The sequence below is a fragment of the Acidovorax sp. GW458-11-26-14-TSB4 genome (assembly GCF_059423865.1).
Genome location: NZ_JBWKYR010000009.1, coordinates 139,451 through 158,222, shown reverse-complemented (window position 1 = coordinate 158,222; position 18,772 = coordinate 139,451). Strand labels below are relative to the sequence as shown.

Annotated in this window: 19 protein-coding genes and 1 riboswitch; of the genes, 8 read left to right on the top strand and 11 right to left on the bottom strand. The window is 66.9% G+C overall.

The genetic code is table 11. The annotated features are described in order from the left end of the window. Positions 1-194 precede the first annotated feature (194 nt). Positions 195-1,130: a CPBP family intramembrane glutamic endopeptidase gene (locus AC07X5_RS19335; protein ID WP_494771499.1), complete on the bottom strand. Its 936-nt coding sequence runs from the start codon at positions 1,128-1,130 to the stop codon at positions 195-197. Here AC07X5_RS19335 and AC07X5_RS19330 point away from each other — a divergent pair. After that, positions 1,108-2,055: a class I SAM-dependent methyltransferase gene (locus tag AC07X5_RS19330; RefSeq protein ID WP_494771444.1), complete on the top strand. Its 948-nt coding sequence runs from the start codon at positions 1,108-1,110 to the stop codon at positions 2,053-2,055. The two genes, AC07X5_RS19335 and AC07X5_RS19330, sit on opposite strands and share 23 nt — an antisense overlap. A gap of 2 nt (positions 2,056-2,057) precedes the next feature. Here AC07X5_RS19330 and AC07X5_RS19325 read toward each other — a convergent pair whose 3' ends face one another. From AC07X5_RS19325 to AC07X5_RS19300, 6 genes are all read right to left on the bottom strand, one after another. Continuing rightward, positions 2,058-2,378: a hypothetical protein gene (locus AC07X5_RS19325; RefSeq protein WP_409959417.1), complete on the bottom strand. Its 321-nt coding sequence runs from the start codon at positions 2,376-2,378 to the stop codon at positions 2,058-2,060. 113 nt (positions 2,379-2,491) lie between these two features. After that, positions 2,492-3,772: a TRAP transporter large permease subunit gene (locus tag AC07X5_RS19320; protein ID WP_494771443.1), complete on the bottom strand. Its 1,281-nt coding sequence runs from the start codon at positions 3,770-3,772 to the stop codon at positions 2,492-2,494. Continuing rightward, positions 3,769-4,353, bottom strand: coding sequence for a TRAP transporter small permease (locus AC07X5_RS19315; protein ID WP_494771442.1), 585 nt, complete (start codon positions 4,351-4,353; stop codon positions 3,769-3,771). The genes AC07X5_RS19320 and AC07X5_RS19315 overlap by 4 nt, the downstream gene beginning before the upstream one ends. 24 nt (positions 4,354-4,377) lie before the next feature. Next, the gene (locus tag AC07X5_RS19310) at positions 4,378-5,592 is read right to left on the bottom strand and encodes a fumarylacetoacetate hydrolase family protein (RefSeq protein ID WP_494771441.1); all 1,215 of its coding nucleotides are present in this window, start codon (positions 5,590-5,592) and stop codon (positions 4,378-4,380) included. A gap of 52 nt (positions 5,593-5,644) precedes the next feature. Continuing rightward, positions 5,645-7,426 carry an IlvD/Edd family dehydratase gene (locus tag AC07X5_RS19305; protein WP_494771440.1) on the bottom strand — a complete coding sequence of 594 codons (1,782 nt, stop codon included), beginning with the start codon at positions 7,424-7,426 and terminating at the stop codon, positions 5,645-5,647. A 56-nt stretch (positions 7,427-7,482) separates the two neighbouring features. After that, positions 7,483-8,493: a TRAP transporter substrate-binding protein gene (locus AC07X5_RS19300; RefSeq protein WP_494771439.1), complete on the bottom strand. Its 1,011-nt coding sequence runs from the start codon at positions 8,491-8,493 to the stop codon at positions 7,483-7,485. Positions 8,494-8,639: 146 nt separating this feature from the next. On the opposite strand from AC07X5_RS19300, the gene AC07X5_RS19295 reads away from it, so the two are divergent. The 3 genes from AC07X5_RS19295 to AC07X5_RS19285 all read left to right on the top strand — a co-directional run bounded on the left by AC07X5_RS19295 (position 8,640) and on the right by AC07X5_RS19285 (position 11,165). After that, positions 8,640-9,617 carry a LysR family transcriptional regulator gene (locus AC07X5_RS19295; RefSeq protein ID WP_494771438.1) on the top strand — a complete coding sequence of 326 codons (978 nt, stop codon included), beginning with the start codon at positions 8,640-8,642 and terminating at the stop codon, positions 9,615-9,617. 125 nt (positions 9,618-9,742) lie between these two features. Next, positions 9,743-10,228, top strand: a complete 486-nt coding sequence (locus AC07X5_RS19290) for a hypothetical protein (protein ID WP_494771437.1) — start codon at positions 9,743-9,745, stop codon at positions 10,226-10,228. 83 nt (positions 10,229-10,311) lie between these two features. Further along, positions 10,312-10,485: riboswitch (FMN riboswitch) on the top strand. Positions 10,486-10,667: 182 nt separating this feature from the next. After that, a complete protein-coding gene (locus AC07X5_RS19285) occupies positions 10,668-11,165 on the top strand; it encodes a 6,7-dimethyl-8-ribityllumazine synthase (RefSeq protein WP_494771436.1) in 498 nt (165 codons plus the stop codon). A 46-nt stretch (positions 11,166-11,211) separates the two neighbouring features. Here the strand turns inward: AC07X5_RS19285 and AC07X5_RS19280 are convergent, their stop codons facing one another. The 3 genes from AC07X5_RS19280 to AC07X5_RS19270 form a co-directional block, all read right to left on the bottom strand. Next, the gene (locus tag AC07X5_RS19280; RefSeq protein WP_494771435.1) at positions 11,212-12,804 is read right to left on the bottom strand and encodes a methyl-accepting chemotaxis protein; all 1,593 of its coding nucleotides are present in this window, start codon (positions 12,802-12,804) and stop codon (positions 11,212-11,214) included. Between the two features lie 202 nt (positions 12,805-13,006). Further along, on the bottom strand, positions 13,007-14,260 hold the full coding sequence (locus AC07X5_RS19275; protein WP_409955179.1) for a CaiB/BaiF CoA transferase family protein: 1,254 nt from the start codon (positions 14,258-14,260) through the stop codon (positions 13,007-13,009). A 105-nt stretch (positions 14,261-14,365) separates the two neighbouring features. Further along, complete coding sequence (locus AC07X5_RS19270; RefSeq protein WP_305745166.1) at positions 14,366-15,565, bottom strand: acyl-CoA dehydrogenase; 1,200 nt, start codon at positions 15,563-15,565, stop codon at positions 14,366-14,368. A 208-nt stretch (positions 15,566-15,773) separates the two neighbouring features. Here AC07X5_RS19270 and AC07X5_RS19265 point away from each other — a divergent pair, with 208 nt between their 5' ends. The 3 genes from AC07X5_RS19265 (at position 15,774) to AC07X5_RS19255 (ending at position 17,489) form a co-directional block, all read left to right on the top strand. Then, a complete protein-coding gene (locus tag AC07X5_RS19265; RefSeq protein WP_494771434.1) occupies positions 15,774-16,700 on the top strand; it encodes a LysR family transcriptional regulator in 927 nt (308 codons plus the stop codon). A gap of 227 nt (positions 16,701-16,927) precedes the next feature. Beyond that, the gene (locus AC07X5_RS19260) at positions 16,928-17,161 is read left to right on the top strand and encodes a hypothetical protein (protein ID WP_409955175.1); all 234 of its coding nucleotides are present in this window, start codon (positions 16,928-16,930) and stop codon (positions 17,159-17,161) included. A gap of 121 nt (positions 17,162-17,282) precedes the next feature. Further along, entirely contained in the window at positions 17,283-17,489 is a 207-nt protein-coding gene (locus AC07X5_RS19255) for a hypothetical protein (RefSeq protein ID WP_409955174.1), read from the top strand. A gap of 33 nt (positions 17,490-17,522) precedes the next feature. Here the strand turns inward: AC07X5_RS19255 and pcaC are convergent, their stop codons facing one another. Then, complete coding sequence (gene pcaC / locus AC07X5_RS19250; RefSeq protein WP_184856678.1) at positions 17,523-17,921, bottom strand: 4-carboxymuconolactone decarboxylase; 399 nt, start codon at positions 17,919-17,921, stop codon at positions 17,523-17,525. 175 nt (positions 17,922-18,096) lie between these two features. Here pcaC and AC07X5_RS19245 point away from each other — a divergent pair, with 175 nt between their 5' ends. Further along, the gene (locus tag AC07X5_RS19245) at positions 18,097-18,768 is read left to right on the top strand and encodes a GntR family transcriptional regulator (RefSeq protein WP_494771433.1); all 672 of its coding nucleotides are present in this window, start codon (positions 18,097-18,099) and stop codon (positions 18,766-18,768) included. The last annotated feature ends 4 nt before the right edge of the window (positions 18,769-18,772 follow it).

The following is an 18,772-nucleotide window of genomic DNA, read 5'->3' as shown; positions in this document are numbered from 1 at the left end:
GACATGTGCAGCAAAACATCACAGCCTCGCTCGCAGACCCGCCGTTCGATATGACCCGGAAATTGTCTTCGTCAAGCCTGTAGTCGTGGTGTCATTTGATAGGGTCTGCTGCACTGAAGGGCGTTCGCGGCAAAGCGGCCTATGGTTTACGGCACTAATTTGCGGAAATGTCATTCCACGGGATCTGGGGTCAGTCAGGCAAAGCCCGCCAGGTCCACCAGGCTGTGGCCGAACACCACCGGCCACAGCGTTCTCCAGTGAAAGAACCAGGCGCACAGCACCAGGTGGGCGAAGAATGCGGCGGCGACAAGGTGGCTGCCTTGCTCCCAGTGGGCAGACGCGAAGATGGCCGACACGAGCAGCGTGAACCATCGCCGGGAGGGCTTTGCGCGGGCGCTGCGGTACAGCAGCCAGGGCAGCCCGATGAAGAAGATGCTCTCCACCAGCCCCGCACTCAAGGCCGCATAGGTGCGCACGGCTGCGCCGGCCATTCCACCCGGAAACATAAATGGCCATGGGCTTGCCGGTGGCCGCAGTACCACCCAGGCCAGGTTGCGCGCCACCAGAAATGCCAGCCCAGCGGTCACGAAGACCGCCGCTGCCTGCCAGGCCAGGGTTCGCCAACCCGTGCCCGGTATGCCGAGGCCATAGTGGCTGGGGCGCAGCGAGACCGTGTGTGCCAGCAGACCCAGCAATGCCATGGGCAGGACCACCCATTGGCACAGATCCGCCATCCAGAACAGGTGCGCCCCCTTCTGTGCGAGTGCGGGCAGGTACACGCCATTGGCTTGCCAGACCGCCAGAACGGGCAGCAAGGCGCAGGCAACAACCCATTGCTGGCGCGGTTCGAGGCGGGCCTGGCGGGCTAAGGCGGGTGGCAAAGGCTTCTCCGGCAGAGACTTGCGCGGCAAGGTACGACGCGAGCGCAGGCGCTCATCGTTGCCGCCTGGGTACGGAACCACCATCTTCCTGCCTTCCGCCAGGCATGGGCGCGCATGCGGCAGCCCTGTCGTGAACAAAGTCGCGGATGCGGCGTGCATACACTCCAGGTTGCCGGCTGCATGTGCTCCCTGCTTCCTTTTCAGACTTCGTACCCACTCCATCCCCATGCAAGCCCTGTTGAACGCCATTGCCACGATGGCCCCCCTGCCCACCGACGCCCAGCGCATCTTCCATGGCCGCGGCGGCCTGTACCCGGGCTGCGAGCACTGGGTGCTGGACGTGTTTCCGCCCGTCTGGGTGCTCACCAGCTTCCAGCCCGTGGCCGAAGAGGAACTGGCCACCGTCGGCTCCGCCTTGAGCGCGCGCTGGGAGCAACTGCACCCCGGCGTGCCGCTGAACTGGGTCTTCCAGACCCGGCACGAGGGCCGCAGCGAGACCCGGCTGATGGCCGGCAGCGTGCCCGACCCGCATGTGGTGACCGAGCAGGGCGCGCGCTACCGGGTGCACGTGGCCCGCGGCCAGAACCATGGCCTGTTCCTCGACATGGCCGAGGGCCGCCGCTGGGTGCGCGACTACGCGGCGGCGCGCAGCACTGACCGCTACGGCCTCAAGGTGCTCAATCTGTTTGCCTACACCTGCGCCTTCTCGGTGGTGGCCCTGCAGGCGGGCGCCAAACAGGTGGTCAACGTGGACATGGCGCAGGGCGCCATCGCCATCGGCCAGCAGAACCACCAGCTCAACGGCATCACCACCGGCGCGAGCTTCCTCGCGCACGACATCTTCTCCACCTGGGGCAAGATCACGCGTGGCGGACCCTACGGCCTGGTGATCGTGGACCCGCCCAGCTTCCAGCGCGGCAGCTTCGTGGCCACCAAGGACTATGCCCGCCTCATGCGCCGCCTGCCCGACCTGCTGGCCCCGGGCGGCCATGCCCTGCTGTGCCTGAATGCACCCGAGCTGGACACGGCATTTCTCAAGGACCAGATGCGCGAGATTGCGCCCGAGCTGGAGTTCGTGGAACGCGTGGCCAATCCGACGGTGTTTGCCGATGTGTCCGAGGAGCGCTCGCTCAAGGTGCTGGTGTACCGGCTGCCCGAATTGGCGCCCGCATAGGCCTACCGGCTGGCGCGCTCATGGCGCTCCTTGAGCTTCGCCACCTCCTTCGCCTGCAGCTTGAACTTCTCCACGGCCTCCTTGCACTCGGGGTCCCAGGACTCGGTCTTCATGTGCTGCAGCACCGCCATGAGCGCATCGCTCAGCTGCCCGATCTGGCGCCCATAGCTGCCCACGTCTTCGATGATCTTCTGCTCCAGCGCGGGGTCCGAGGATTTGCCCATGTTGATGTTGATGAGGCCCACCTGGCCCATCGTCATCTTCGTCCAGTACTGGAAAGCCTGGTTCACGGGGCCGGACAGGGGCATGTAGAAATCGGGCATGGCGCATATCTCCAGGTGGGTTGGCTGCGGCAGAAGAAGAGATTGCACGCCAAAAGCCGCTCCCGATCCAGAAAAATCTGGCGATCTCCTGCCCCGGACCACGCGCCTGCGGGTCAGCCCGTAAGCCAGCGCAGCGGCGCCAGCACCGTCTGCGGAAACAGCACCATGATGAACATCACCGCGAACTCGGCCGCCATGAAGGGCAGTACGCCCCGGGTCACCTCGTCCATCTTCATGCGCCCCACGCCCGCCACCACGTTCAGGATGGTGCCCACCGGCGGGGTGACCAGGCCGATCGAGTTGTTGATGATGAACAGCACGCCGAAGTAGACCGGGTCGATCCCCGACGCCTTGACCACGGGCATCAGCACCGGGGTCAGGATCAGGATGGTGGGCGTCATGTCCATCGCGGTGCCCACCAGCATCACCAGCACCATGATCGCGATCAGCAGCAGGGTCTGGTTGCCCATCAAAGGCTTGAGCAACTCGACCATCTGGGCCGGCAGGTTGGCCACCGTGATCAGCCACGACGACACCATGGCCGCGGCCACGAGGAACATCACCACGGCGGTGGTCTTGGCGGCGGTGGTGAAGATCGGCAGCAGTGCGGACAGCGGCAGCTCGCGGTAGATGACGCTGGCCACGAACAGCGAGTACACGGCCGCCACCACGGCGGCTTCGGTCGGCGTGAAGACCCCCATGCGCAGCCCCACCAGGATGAACACCGGCAGCGTCAGCGCCCAGACCGATTCGCGGGCCGCGCGCCAGATCTCGGCCGCGCTCTTCTTTTCGGGCAGGGCCAATGCCTCCTTGCGCCCCACCCACCACCAGGTGACCGCCAGACCCATGCCGATCATGATCCCTGGAAAGATGCCGGCGATGAACAGCTTGCTGATCGACACATTGGCCGCCACACCGAAGATCACGAAGCCGATGCTCGGTGGGATGATGGGGCCGATGACACCCGAGGCCGCGATCAACCCGCCCGACACCTCCTTCTTGTGCCCGGCCTTGACCATCATGGGCAGCAGCAGCGCGGTCAAGGCCGCAGCGTCGGCCACGGCCGAGCCCGACAGTGAGGACAGCAGGCACGCTGCCAGGATCACCACGTAGCCCAGGCCGCCCTTGACGTGCCCTACCAGGGCCAGCGCGAAGTTCACGATGCGTTGCGACAGGCCGCCCACGTTCATGATCTCGCCGGCCAGCATGAAGAAGGGCACCGCCAATAGCGGAAAGCTGTCCGCGCCGTTGATGAAGTTCTGCGCCAGGATCTGGGCATCGAACAGGTCCAGGTGCCACATCAGGCCCACGCCCGCCGCCAGCAGCGCGTAGGCGATGGGAATGCCCAGGGCCATGGCGCCCAGCAGGCCGCCCAGGAAGATCAGCACGGTCATGGTCGTACCTCCTGCTTCCTGGCGGCGGCGTCCTCGCGCGCGAGCTGGGCCTGCAGGGCTTCGAGCTCGGCCTGTTCCTCGGATTCCTTGACCATCACCAGCTCCTCCTCTCGGACCGCGCCGGTCAGCACGCGCACGAGCTGCAGCACCAGCAAAAAGCCGGCGCAGACCGAGAACACCACGCCCGAGGCGTAGAAGAAGGCCATCGAGGCCCCGGTGACCGGGGCCTCCACGTCCCAGTTGATGAGCATCTGCTTGTAGCTGCCGGCCAGGAAGAGCCAGGTGAGGTAGAGCATCAGCACCTGTCCGAGCACCATGCAGACCTTCTTGCCCTTCACGGGCAGCCGGGACACCAGCATGTCCGTGCCCAGGTGGGCGTTTTCCTTGAGGGCCGCCACCGCACCCAGGAAGGTGATCCAGATGAAGAGCCAGCGCGACAACTCTTCACTGACCGTGATGCCGGAGTTGAAGACGTAGCGCAGCACCACGTTGCCGAAGACCAGCACCACCATCACGGCAAGCGCCAGCGCGATGAGCAGGTTGATGGCCCGCACGCAGCGGTCGATGAAGCTGTCGAGCATGCTTGGCTCCTTGTTGGCTGGTCGTCAGAGTTGCGCTTCGTGCAGCAGTCCGCGCGCCGCCAGGTTGGCGATGAAGGCCCGGATCCCGAAGCGCCACGGCGGTGCCGTCTCGCTGTGGGTCACGGTGTTGTGCAGGGCGCCGAGCCACGCGCTGTGGATGGTGACCACGTCGCCCAGGTGGTGGGTGAAGCCGCCGCCCGGCTGGTCGCGGTCCTCGATGGGGGCGAACAGGGTGCCCAGGAACAGCATGAAGCCATCGGGGTACTGGTGCGCCGCCAGGGTCTGGGCCACCAGGTCGACCGGGTCGCGGCTGATGCTGGCCATGGTGTTGATGCCGCGCAGCGCGAAGCCGTCTGCCCCCGCCACGCGCAGGTGCACGGTCTCGCTGCGCACCTGGTCCAGGCCGAAGCTGGCATCGAACAGGCGGATGAACGGGCCGATGGCGCAGGAGGCGTTGTTGTCCTTGGCCTTGCCCAGCAGCAGCGCGCTGCGGCCCTCGATGTCGCGCAGGTTCACATCGTTGCCCAGGGCCGCGCCCACGATCTCGCCGCGGCTGTTGACCGCCAGCACCACCTCGGGCTCGGGGTTGTTCCAGGCCGAGTCGGCGCGGATGCCGATGGCTTCGCCCGTGCCCACCGAGGCCAGCACCGGTGCCTTGGTGAAGACCTCGGCATCGGGGCCGATGCCCACTTCGAGGTACTGCGACCACAGGCCCTGTTGCTGCAGCAGGGCCTTCAAGGCCATGGCCTGGTCCGAGCCGGGCCGGATGTCGGCCAGGCTGTCGCCGATCAGGCCGACCACCTGGCTGCGCAGGCCCTGGGCCCGGCTGGCGTCGCCCCGTGCCTGCTCTTCGATCACCCGCTCGATCAGGCTTGCCGCAAAGGTCACGCCCGCCGCCTTCACCACCTGCAGGTCGCACGGGGCCAGCAGCCAGGGGCGTGCCGTGTCACGTTGGCCGAGCTGGCTGTTGGCCAGCAGGTCGGGCACGCTGCACAGGTACTGGCCCGGGGTGGCCCGCGCCGCCTCGGCGGGGTCGGTCATGTCCAGCAGGGTGCTCATGGTGGGGTAGCGTTGGCTCAGGTCGTAGACGCCGTCGGCGCGCAGTGCCACCACGGTAGGCCCCGGGGGGCTGCCGCCCACCCATGCGCGGCCCACCAGGGTGCCGGCCAGGCCATCGTGGGGCAGGATCTGGGCGTGCGTCTGCGCACCGGCCACCGTGGCCGCTGTTGTGTCACTCATCGGAAAATCCTTGAAGGTTCGAAATGGGTGCTGACCAGCCTGCAGGGCTGGCTCAGTGGTTGTGGCGCGGCGTGTTCTCGGCGATGCGGCGGTAGTCGAGGGCAAAGTCCAGCGTCGCGCCATCGGCCAACTGGCCGGTCTTCTCGCGGTACAGCGCCTCCCAGGGCGACTGGCTGCGGGGTACCGGGGGCGCGGGCAGCTCGCGGCGGCGGCGTGCGATCTCTTCGGGCGCCACCAGTGCATCGCAGCGGCCTGCTCCAAGGTCGATGCGGATGGTGTCGCCGCTCTGCAGCCAGCACAGGCCGCCGCCCACCGCGCTCTCGGGCGAGGCGTTGAGGATCGAGGGGCTGTCGGCCGTGCCTGACTGGCGGCCATCGCCCAGGGTGGGCAGTGTGGTGATGCCCCGCCGGATCAGGGCGTCGGGCGGCTGCATGTTGACCACCTCGGCCGAGCCCGGCCAGCCGATGGGCCCGGCGCCGCGCATCACCAGGATGCAGCCTTCGTCGATGTCCAGCGCCGGGTCGTTGATGCGCGCGTGGTAGTCGTCGGCACCATCGAACACCACGGCGCGCGCCTCGAAGACGCCTTCGGCCCCGGGCCGGCTCAGGTAGCGCTGGCGAAAGGCTTCGGAGATCACCGAGGTCTTCATGATTCCGAAGTCGAACAGATTGCCGTGGAGCACCAGGAAGCCCGCCTTGTGCATCAAGGGCGCTGCGAACGGGAAGATCACCTCGCGGTCCCGCGTCTCACGGCCCTGCACGTTCTCGGCAACGGTCATGCCCGTCACGCTCAGGCAGTCGCCGCGCAGGCGTCCTGCCTGCTGCAGCTCCCACATCAGCGCCGGCACGCCCCCGGCGCGAAAGAAGCGCTCGCCCAGGAATTTGCCGGCCGGCTGCATGTTGAGCAGCAGCGGCAGGTCGTAGGCGTGCGTGGTCCAGTCCTCGGGGCGCAGGTCCACGCCGGCATGCCGCGCCATGGCCATGATGTGCACCTGCGCGTTGCTGGAGCCGCCGGCCACGCTGACCACCGACAGGGCGTTCAGAAAGCTCTCGCGCGTCAGGATGCGCGACGGGCGCAGGTCCTCGAACGCCATCTCGACGATGCGCCGCCCGGTCTCGTAGGCCATCTGGCCGCGTTCGCGGTAGGGCGCGGGGATGGCGGCACACCCCGGCAGCGACAGGCCCAGTGCCTCGGCCACCGCGTTCATGGTGGAGGCCGTGCCCATGGTGTTGCAGTGGCCTGCCGACGGGGCGCTGCTGCAGGCGCGCTGCAGAAATTCCTCTTCGCCGATCTCGCCGGCCGCCAGCTGGCGGCGGCTGCGCCAGATCACGGTGCCCGAGCCCACGAGCTCGCCGTCGTGCCAGCCATCCAGCATGGGGCCGCCCGAGAGCACGATGGCCGGTATGTCCACCGTGGAGGCGGCCATGATCCCAGCCGGCGTGGTCTTGTCGCAGCCGGTGGTGAGCACCACGGCATCGATGGGGTAGCCGTAGAGGATCTCGACCAGGCCCAGGTAGGCCAGGTTGCGGTCCAGCGCTGCCGTGGGGCGGCGGCAGTTCTCGAAGATCGGGTGCACCGGGAACTCCATCGGAATGCCCCCGGCGTCGCGAATGCCGTCGCGCACGCGCCGCGCCAGGTCCACATGGATGCGGTTGCACGGCGAAAGGTCGCTGCCGGTCTGCGCAATGCCGATGATGGGGCGGCCCGAGCGCAGCTCCTCGGGCGTGAGCCCGTAGTTCATGAAGCGTTCGAGATACAGCGCGGTCATGTCCGAGCGCTCGGGGTCGGCGAACCAGTCGCGCGACCGGAACGGGCGGCGGGGTGTCTTGTCCATGGGGTGCATTCAGCAAAAAGAGAAAGAGGCCGGCGCGGCGTCCGCGCCGGCCGGTGTCACTTGGCGGTGCCGCGCACCTTGGCCAGTTCGGCGTTCAACTCGCCGGTGGTCTCTTCCCCAAATTCCTTGCCGTACTTGGCCAGCACCGGCTGCAGCTTGGCGCGCATGCGGGCCTGCTCTGCCGGCGGCAGCTCGGTCACCTGCATGCCCACCTTCTTGAGCTCGCCCAGTGCCGTCTCGCTGAATGCGCGGATGGTCTTGCGCTCGAACAGCGTGGCCTCGCGCGCAGCCTCCTGCACGATCTTCTGCTCCTGGGCCGAGAGGCCATCCCAGGCCTTCTTGGACATCAGCAGCACCCAGGCGCTGTACATGTGGCGCGACAGCACCAGGTGCTTTTGCACCTCGTAGAACTTGCTCGACAGGATGGTGGCGGGCGGGTTCTCCTGGCCGTCCACGGCGGCCTGCTCCATGGCAGAGTACAGCTCGGTGAAGGGCATGGGCGTGGCGTTGGCGCCCAGGGCGTTGAAGGTGTCCAGGAACAGGGGGCTCTGGATCACGCGCAGCTTCAGGCCGGCCAGGTCATCGGCCTTGGTGATCGGCCGGCGCGAGTTGGTGACGTGGCGAAAGCCGTTCTCCCAGAAGCCCAGGCCCACCAGGCCTTTTTCGGGCAGCTTGGCCAGCAGCTTCTGGCCGAAAGGGCCGTCCAGCACCGCATCGGCCTCCTGCTCGGTGTTGAAGGTCAGGGGCAGGTTCAGCACGCCGAAGGGCTTGATCAGCGACATCAGGGTCGAGCTGTCGGGAATCGTCATCTCCAGGGTGCCGCCGCGCAGCGCCGAGGTCATGGTCACGTCGTTGCCCAAGGCGCCGCTCGCATACAGCTTGGCTACCAGCTTGCCGCCACTCTTGGCCGCGAGCTGCTCGGCAAAGTGCTTGACGGCCAGTGCCTGGGGATGGTCGTCGTTGAGGCCGATGCCGACCTTGAACACATGCTCCTTGATCTGGGCCGAAGCCGGGGCGGCCACGGCGGCCAGGATCGTGGCCGCCAGGGCCAGTGCTTTGAATGTCATGTTTGTCTCCAAATATGGAATGGCTGGACACGCCGGGCGGACCCGTCGGCGCCCTCGGATCTCTGGAGGATCCTCGTGAACGCAGGCAGAGATTAGGTTTCGGACCGCTCCTGGTCCACTCACTTTTTTGCTAGCATCCATTCCAGATGCTTATGACTTCAGGTCCTTTTCCGGGTAAACCCCTGTCCCTGGCCCAGGCCTGTGCACGGCTGCGCTTTCGGCACCTGCAGTTTCTGGACATCCTGGGCCAGACGCGCAACCTGCGCCTGACGGCCGAGCAGATGCACATCACGCAGCCGGCGGCCACCAAGATCCTGATGGACATCGAGGAGATCCTGGAGTCCCGCCTGTTCGAGCGCCTGTCGCGCGGCATGCGGCCCAACGAGCTGGGCCTGTTCACCTTGCGCTATGCGGCCGCCTCGCTGGCCGGGCACCGCAAATTCGTCGAAGAATTCAATGCGCTCAAGCAGGGCGGGCACGGCCACCTCACGATAGGCGCCATCACCGGGTCCGCGGCCCATGTGCTGATCGCCTCCGTGGCAGAGATCCAGCGGTTGCGCCCGCTGCTGGTGCTCAAGGTGCTGGAGCAGAGCAGCGACCAGCTCATCGACTGGCTGGCCGAACGCAAGATCGACCTCATGATCGGGCGCTTCACCGACGACGCGCAGAGAACGCAGTTCCAGTACGAGCGCCTGTCCAGTGAGCCGCTGCAGGTGGTGGCGGGCGTGCGCCACCCGCTGCGTGGCGTGCGCGAACTGGGCATGGCGGAGCTGTCCCACTGGCCCTGGATTCTGTACCCCGCCTCCACGGCCCTGCGCAAGGTGTCCGACGACATCTTCGGGCGCAACGGCCTGGCACTCGCCTCGGGCGTGGTCGAGACCCCCTCGTTCCTGTTCGCGTTGGAGATGATGCAGGCCACCGACATGCTCTCGCTGCAGCCCTCGGCCCTGGTGGAGCGCTACATCCAGAAGGGGCTGCTGGCGCGCATCCCCGTGGAGCTGCCCGACCGCATGCCGGACTACGGCCTCATCACCCGGCTGGGCGAGCCGCCCACGCCGGCCGCGCAGGCCTTCATCGACGTGCTGCGCGCCGTTTCCACGCCGCCCGCCGAGGCTGCGCCGTGAGCGCGAGCCGCCTGCACTGCCCCAGGCGCTCCATCGATCGCACAAGGTTATTGGAAAACAGACGCTGCCGCCGGTAGGTATGCTCTGCGCCCTTTCTCCCATTGAATCCTTGCGGGACTTCCCCCATGCCAGACGACCAGGACATCCCCGAACCCATCAACGAAGCGCGTCTGTGGAGCGACGAGCGCTGGATGGCGCGCGTCATCAAGAACGAAGACGACGATGGCTGGGCCGTGTCCATGACACTGCACGGCGAGGCCGAGCCAGCGCTGGTGGGGCCCTGGACCATGGGGCGCGACAAGAAAAACCCCAAGCCCCTTGACGTCTCGGCCTTCAACACCTTGGTGAAGACGGCCAGCGAGGTGCTGCGCCGCCACGAGCAGCAGCTGCACGCCCAGCTCAACAAGAACGTCACCATCACCACGGCAGAGGGCCAGCGCCTGCGCGTGGCCCTTGCCATCGTGCCTGACGAGGAAGGCGCCACGGCCACGCTGCGCGCCGAGGACGAGCTGGGCAAGGAGATCGCGCGCGTGCCGGTGTCGCCCGGCTTCAAGCTCACCGTGGGCAGCGCCACGGCCTGGGTCGACGCAGGTTTCGAGAAGCCACGCTGACGGTGTCGGCGTCTTGCAGGCGACTGCAAGCTCTCAGGGTTTGCCCTAGAATGATTCTGTCGGACTGAAGACCTTCGGTCCGATAGCGTTCTCAGGGCGGGGTGCAATTCCCCACCGGCGGTATCTGTGCAGTGCTGGGCCATCCGGCGCGGCGCAGGAGCCCGCGAGCGCCCGCTGCGGCCAATGCCGCTGCGGGGTCAGCAGATCTGGTGCGATGCCAGAGCCGACGGTCACAGTCCGGATGAAAGAGATCGCGAAGCCATGGGCCCTGCCGCCGGTGTGGGCGCCCGCGTGGATGCATTGCCGCCTTGGTGCGCTCGGCCTGCGGGTCGACGGTGCCGTGGATCGTGATCCTGCGCGTGCGCAGCGCCGTGTGCAGCCGCCTGTCTGTTCGCGCGCGCCCTGATTCTGGTCAACCTTTCTTCGATACGAGAAAACCATGAATCAGCCTCTCCCTCCCCAAGCAGTCACAGCCATTGCCGGCAGCGGTGCGCCTCGCGGCGAACGCGTTGCGGTGATCTGCGCCAGCTGGCACCGGGACATCGTCCACCAGGCCCGCGATGCGGCCGTGGCGGAATTCGGCCGCGGCGGCCTGGCAGCCGACCAGGTCGAGCATTTCGACGTGCCCGGCGCGTTCGAGATCCCCCTGCTGGCCAAGAAGCTGGCGCAAACCGGGCGCTACGACGCCATCGTGGCCTGCGCCCTGGTGGTCAACGGCGGCATCTACCGCCATGAGTTCGTGACCACGGCCGTCATCGACGGCCTGATGCGCGTGCAGCTCGACACCGAGGTGCCGGTGATGTCGGCCGTGCTCACGCCGCGCGATTTCCATGAGCACGAGGAACATGTGCGCTTCTTCCGCGAGCACTTCGTGAAGAAGGGGGCCGAAGTGGCCCAGGCCTGCCTGGCCACCATGGCGCACCTGCGCGCCTATTGAACTGAAGAGGGCGGGGAGGGCGTTGCCGCGCCGCTCCTTTTGAACATCACGCGGCGGCCAGCCGCGGCACCCGCGCTGTACTGGCCGCCGCTGGCCGTGCTGCCTGCTCGCCACCGCTGAGCCGAAACACGGCCACCGCATCCACCAGCTGTTGCGCCTGGTGCTTGAGGCTGTCCGCCGCCGCAGCGCTTTCTTCCACCAGGGCGGCGTTCTGCTGTGTGGCCTGGTCCATCTGCGTGATGGCTTCGCCCACCTGGGATACGCCCAGGCTCTGCTCCGTGCTGGCCGCACTGATTTCGCCCACGATGTCGGTCACGCGCCGGATCGAGGCCACCACCTCGGTCATGGTGGCTCCCGCCTTGTCGACCAGGGTCGTGCCCTGCTCCACGCGTTCCACGCTGGCGTGGATCAGGCTCTTGATCTCCTTGGCGGCCTCGGCGCTGCGCCCGGCCAGGCTGCGCACCTCGCTGGCCACCACGGCAAAGCCCCGGCCCTGTTCGCCGGCGCGTGCCGCTTCCACGGCCGCATTGAGCGCCAGGATGTTGGTCTGGAAGGCGATTCCGTCGATGACCGAGATGATGTCGGCGATCTTCTTGCTGCTGTCGTTGATACCCTTCATGGTCTTCACCACTTCGGACACCACGTCGCCGCCCTGAACCGCCACGGTCGACGCGCTCATCGCCAGCTGGTTGGCCTGGCGGGCATTGTCGGCATTGGCCTGCACGGTGGAGTTGAGTTCCTCCATCGAGGCCGAGGTCTCTTCGAGCGCGCTGGCCTGCTGTTCGGTGCGCGCCGACAGGTCGTTGTTGCCCTGGGCGATTTCTGCGCTGGCCAGGGCCACGCTGTGGGCATTCGTGCGCACGTCGCTCACCACATGCGACAGGCTGTCCTGCATGGCGTGCAGCGCGTTGAGCAACTGGGCGATTTCATCCTTGCCGTTCACGGTGGTCGCCACCGTGAGGTCGCCACCGGCCACGGCCTGCGACACCAGCACGGCATTGCCCAGCGGCTGTGTCACGGTGCGGCTGAACGCGATGGCGCCGCCGATGCCCAGCGCGCACACCACCACCATCACCGCCAGGCTGATGGTGGTGGCGCGTGATGCGGTGGTTGCTGCGCGGTCGGCCACTTCGCTGCTGGCCTTGCCGATCAGCTCTCCGGCCTGGTCGAGCAATTGCGCGGGTTCGCGGTCCATGCCCTGCACGGCCTTGTCACCGGCTTCCACGTCATGCCCTGCGGCCTTGAAGGCCTCGAAGCCCTTGCGGTAGGCCGCGCCCATGCGCTCATGCGCCTGGGCGAATTTCGCCACATGCTCGCGGCCCTCGCCCGCTGGCAGGGCGGCCAGCAGCTTCTGCGCCTGGTCGCTGACGGATTTTTCCTGCTTTTCAAAGGCCGCCCAGTAGCGCGTGAGCTGGGCCGGGTCCTTGCCGCGGATCAGCACGTTCTTCCATTCCTGCACCTGCACCTTGAAACCGTTGAGCACGTCCGACACCATGCGCTCGTGCTCGTGGCTCTGCGCCACGGTGGTTTCATAGGTATTGAGCGCCTGGTTCAGGCGGCCGATGCCGAACAGCGCAGCTGCAAACAGCAGCAGCAGGGCGGCCGTGAAGGCCAGGGGGAGTTTGAGACTGAGCTTCATGCAGGGCTCCTTGCATGCCACGGGCCACCTTGTCGGTGGGGGTGGAGCCCGGCGCGTCCCCGGTGCGGGCGTCAGCACCCGGCTCTGGTCTTCATTATGGGTCTTGTAAGAATTTGTGTGCGCATTTTGCTGCGTTGCAGCATGGGTGTTACACAAATCGTGCGGGCGCGGCGCGGGTTGCCCGCACCAGACAGACGAACGCTCAGAGCACCCCAGAAGCGCGCAGTTGCGCGATGCGCGCCGCATCCAACCCCAGTTCGGCCAGCACCTCGTCGGTGTGCTGCCCCAGGGCCGGCGGTGCATTGCGCAAGGTGGGCGGGTTGGCCGACAGGCGCAGCGGGCTGGCCACACCGGTGATATGGGTGACGCCATCGCCGGCCTCGCCGTCCTTCCAGCGCGGCAGGGCCACGGCCAGGCCGCGTGCCTTCACCTGTGCATCATCGAAAGCCTGGGCAATGGTGTTGATGGGGCCGCAGGGCACGGCCTTGTCTTCGAGCAGGGTGACCCAGTCGGCCGTGGTGCGCGTGCGGGTCACTGCCTCCATCGCGGGGATCAGCGCGGCGCGGTGCTTCACGCGCAGCGTGTTGCTGGCAAAGCGCTCATCGGTGGCCCACTGGGGCTGGCCGGCAGCGGCGCAAAAGCGCGCGAACTGACCGTCGTTGCCGATGGCCAGCAGCATGGAGCCGTCCGCCGTGGGGAAGTCCTGGTAGGGCGCCAGGCTGGGGTGGGTATTGCCCTGGCGCGTGGGCGCATTGCCCGTGGCCAGGAAGCCCGCGGCCTGGTTGGCCAGAATGGCCATGCCCACATCCAGCAGCGACATGTCGATGTGCTGGCCCTCGCCCGTGCGGTGGCGCACGTTGAGCGCGGCGACGATGGCCGTGCTCGCGTACACGCCGGTGAACAGGTCGGTCAGCGCCACGCCCACGCGCAGCGGGCCGCCGCCGGGTTCGCTGTCGGCCTTGCCGGTGATGCTCATCATGCCGGTCATGGCCTGGATCATCAGGTCGTAGCCCGCGCGCTCGGCATACGGCCCGTCCTGCCCGAAACCCGTGACCGAGCAGTAGATCAGGCGCGGGTTCAGCGCGCGCAGGCTGGCATGGTCCAGCCCGTATTGCTTGAGACCCCCGACCTTGAAGTTCTCCACCACGATGTCGCTCTGCAGCGCCATGTCGCGGATCAGTTGCTGCCCCTCGGGCGTGGCCATGTCGATGGTGACCGAGCGCTTGTTGCGATTGCAGGCGGTGAAGTAGCTCGCCTGGTTCGTGTCATTGCCCTCGGCGTCCTTGAGGAAGGGAGGGCCCCAGTGGCGCGTGTCGTCGCCCGCGCCGGGGCGCTCCACCTTGACCACGTCGGCCCCCAGGTCCGCCAGGATCTGCGTGCACCACGGGCCCGCCAGCACGCGCGAGAGGTCCAGGACTTTGATGCCATCGAGGGCGCCGACAGGAGATGTGGTCATAAGGTCAGAAACGGCAGATCGTGAAAGGACAGACGGCCGCTGCACCATGGTGCATGGAGCAGCGGCCGCAAAAGGGGCAAGGCGCGCGGGGCGCCCTTGTCTGTTTTAGTTGCTGAAAGCAGCGATGCCTGTCTGGGCGCGGCCCAGGATCAGCGCATGCACATCGTGCGTGCCTTCATAGGTGTTCACCACTTCCAGGTTCACCAGGTGGCGGGCCACCCCGAACTCGTCGCTGATGCCGTTGCCGCCCATCATGTCGCGCGCCAAGCGGGCGATGTCCAGCGCCTTGCCGCAGCTGTTGCGCTTGATGATGGAGGTGGCTTCCACGGCAGCGGTGCCTTCGTCCTTCATGCGGCCCAGGCGCAGGCAGGCCTGCAGGCCGATGGCAATCTCGGTCTGCATGTCGGCCAGCTTCTTCTGGATCAGCTGGTTGGCCGCCAGGGGGCGGCCGAACTGCTTGCGGTCCAGCGTGTACTGGCGCGAGGTGTGCCAGCAGAACTCGGCTGCGCCCAGGGCGCCCCAGGCGATGCCGTAGCGCGCGCTGTTCAGGCAGGTGAAGGGGCCCTTCAAGCCCTGCACTTCGGGGAAGGCGTTTTCTTCGGGCACGAACACGTCGTCCATCACGATCTCGCCCGTCACGCTGGCGCGCAGGCCCACCTTGCCGTGGATGGCCGGGGCCGTCAGGCCCTTCATGCCCTTTTCCAGCACGAAGCCGCGGATCGGGCCCACGGCGCCGCCTTCGGAGACTTCCTTGGCCCAGACCACGAAAACGTCGGCCACGGGGCTGTTGGTGATCCACATCTTGCTGCCCTTGAGCTTGTAGCCGCCGTCCACCTTGTAGGCGCGCGTGGCCATGCTGCCGGGGTCGGAGCCGTGGTCGGGCTCGGTCAGGCCGAAGCAGCCGATCCACTCGCCGCTGGCCAGCTTGGGCAAATACTTCTGGCGCTGGGCTTCGGTGCCGAATTCATAGATCGGCACCATCACCAGCGAGCTCTGCACGCTGGCCATGGAGCGGTAGCCCGAGTCCACGCGCTCGACTTCGCGAGCGATCAGGCCGTAGGCCACATAGTTCAGGCCGGGGCCGCCGTACTGCTCGGGGATGGTGGGGCCCAAGAGGCCCACTTCGCCCATCTCGCGGAAGATGCTCACGTCCATCTTCTCGTGGCGGAAGGCGTCCAGCACGCGCGGTGCCAGCTTGTCCTGGCAGTAGGCGGCTGCCGCGTCGCGGATCATGCGCTCGTCGTCGCTCAGTTGCTGGTCGAGAAGAAAGGGGTCGTCCCAATGGAAGGCGGCGTTTTTGGCCATGGTGCGTGTCTCCGTGAAGATGCAGATGAAAGAGGGGGCACGGTACGGGGCCGTGCTGCGAATGGGTGCCATCGTAGGCCCGCCGCCGGCTGCCAGCAAGCGAGTTCTTTTCATCCAGAAATGCATTTTGGGAATGTATGGAATACTGATGCCCTGGAAATGCTCTTGGTGGAGCTGCCCATGAGGTGTTCAAAAGTTCCTTTTCAGCATGCGCCGTAACATCCCATCCACCCAGGCCCTGGCCTGTTTCGAAGTTGCCGCCCGGCACGAAAGCTATACCCGTGCCGCGCAGGAGCTGTCGCTCACGCAAAGCGCCGTATCGCGCCAGATCCAGGCGCTGGAGGAGTTCCTCGGCGTGGCCCTGTTCCGGCGCACACGCCACGGCGTGGTGCTCACCCCGGCGGGCGCGCACTATGGCCGCCAGGTAGCGCGCTGGCTGCAGGGGCTGGAGCGCGACACCCTGGACGTGATGGCCCACCAGGGCCAGGGCGGCACGCTGTCGCTGGCGGCGGTGCCCACCTTCGCCACGCGCTGGCTGATACCGCGCCTGCCGCAACTGGCCCAGCAGCACCCCGACATCGTGGTCCACATCGAGACGCAGACCCGCCCCTTCTTGTTTGCCGACGCGCCCTTCGACGCCGCCCTGTACGCCGGCACGGCCGAGCAGGTGGCCAACTGGCCCGGCATCACCGCCCAATTGCTCATGACCGAGGACGTGGTGCCCGTGTGCAGCCCGCGCTTGCTCGAAGCGGCAGCCCAGCGCGGACTGGGCCGTGCCTACCAGCCGGTGGCCCCCCAGGTGCTGACCGAATTGCCTCTGCTGCAGCAAAGCACGCGCCCCTACGGCTGGCGCCAGTGGTTCGAGGCCATGGGCGTGGACGCACCCCATGCGCTCGACGGCCCGCGCTACGAGCTGTTCTCCATGCTGGCCGTGGCCGCCACCTGCGGCCTGGGCGTGGCGCTGATCCCGCCCCTGCTGATCGAGGCCGAGCTGGCGCGCGGCGAACTGGTGGTGGCCTGCAACCGGCCGCTGCAGGGCGAACGCGCCTACTACCTGGTGAGCCCGGCGCATGTGCAGTCGCCGGTGCTGGCAGCGTTTTCGCAATGGCTGCTCGAGGCGGCGCAGGCGCCTTGAGCGTTGGCGAGGGCGCACCCGCTTGCGCCCGCAGGCGGACAGGTCTACGCTGGTGGTACGGGCGGTCGATCCAGCAAGGCGTGCAGCCTGGTCCTACAGCCCGAAGAGAAAAGTGGAACGGAACAACTGCGGTGCCGCAGAGTCATACCCAGTGCAAGCCCCCAAGGCAGCAGCCCTGGAGGATTTGCAGGCACCTCATACCTTCACTATTTCACCAAGGAGCCGCCATGCTGTTGAATGCCAACTACAACGCCACCTACCATGCCCCCATTTTCGAGCCCACGGTGGACGAACTCGCCACCCTCAAGCACCTCGAAATCGAGAACATCAGCGTGATATCCGCGATGAAGGAGCACATGTCCGGGCGCTTGTACGAGCATGGCTACATCGCAAAGAACGCTTCGGGCCAGCTGTCCATCACAGAGACCGGCCGGCATCTGGTGCGGCGACAAAACAACTGATCGGCCACCGCTGCGGGCAAGGGCATCGGCCGCACAGGTCGGTGTACTGCCTGCGCGCTGCGCCTACACGCCAGCCCGGCGGGTTTGTGCACAATGTGCCTGCACAAGGAGGCGCACCCCGATGCAAGACCCGCAGGAAGAGAACGTTTTCGGTGAACACGACGGTTCCACCTATTCGGCCACGCTACGCGAGCAGTCGGGCCGCTTCTACTGCAACAACCTCGTGGTCGATGGCCACAACACGCCCGTGACCCACAACGGCTGGGACACCCGCGAAGAGGCCATGCAGGCATTGGACGAGATCGCCTCGGGCGCGCGCAAGCCTTGACCTACTGCCTTGCGCCTACGCCCTGGCCGGGGCTCAGGCGTCCATTTCCTTGAACACTTCCGCAGCCGTGCGGAAGGAGTCGATGGCTGCCGGCACGCCGCAGTAGATCGCAGTCTGCAAAAACACCTCCTTGATCTCGTCGCGCGTCAGGCCGTTGTTGATGGCGCCGCGCACGTGCAGCTTCAGCTCGTGCGGCCGGTTCAGCGCCGTCAGCATGGCCAGGTTCAGGAACGAGCGCGTCTTGCGGTCCAGCCCCGGCCGGTTCCACACATCGCCCCAGCAGTACTGGGTCACCATCTCCTGCATGTCGATGTTGAAATCGGTCGCGTTGCGCACTGCGGCATCGACGTACTCGGCGCCCAGCACCTCGCGGCGGGTGGACAGGCCCTGGTCGAACAGGGCAGGGTTCTTGGGGGCTAAGGCGCGGGTCATGAAAGCTCCTGGTGGGTAGTTAGGTAAAGGTCGGCTGGAAAACGGTGCAGCAGTGCACTGCGATTAAAATACAATAAGATTGTCAGACAATCATATGATGCATCCGAGGTTGGTGGCAAGCTTCGTCTGTGTGTCCGACAATCTGTTTGCAGGAGGGATCCGCTAGGATCAAGCCATGACCGCCATGCTCCGTGTGCCCCGTGAAGAGACCTCCCTGCGCGAGCGCGCCACCAGCGCGCTTCGCCAGGCCATCCTCGACGGAGTGTTCTCGCCCGGCCAGAAGCTCTCGGAGCGCGAACTGTGCGAAAGCCTGGAGGTCAGCCGCTCCTGCGTGCGCGAATCCCTGCAGCACCTGCAGGCCGAGGGGCTCATCACCATCGTTCCGCACCGCGGGCCAGAAGTGAGCACCATCTCGCCCAGTGAGGTGCGCGACATCTACGAAGTGCGCGCCCACCTCGAAAGCCTGGCCGCCAAGGCCTTTGCCCTCCGGGCCTCGCCCGAGCAGGTGCGCGCGCTGCGCGCCAAGCTCAACGAACTGGCCAAACCCGCCCTCGCGCAAGACCGGGCCCGGCTGCTCCAGGTGAAAAACCAGTTCTACGAGATCCTTGTCGACGGCTGCGGCAACTTGGTCGCCGGCCAGATGCTGCGCCAGCTGAACAACCGCGTGACGGTGCTGCGCCGCATCTCCATGGCCCAGCCCGAGCGGCTGCCCCATACGCTGCAGGAGTTGAACGCCATCGTGTCGGCCATCGAGCGCGGCGATGGCGAGGCGGCAGCGCGGCTGTCGGCCGCGCATGTGCAGAAGGCGGGGGAGAACGTGCTCCAGAGCATGGAGCACAAGGGGTAGCAGG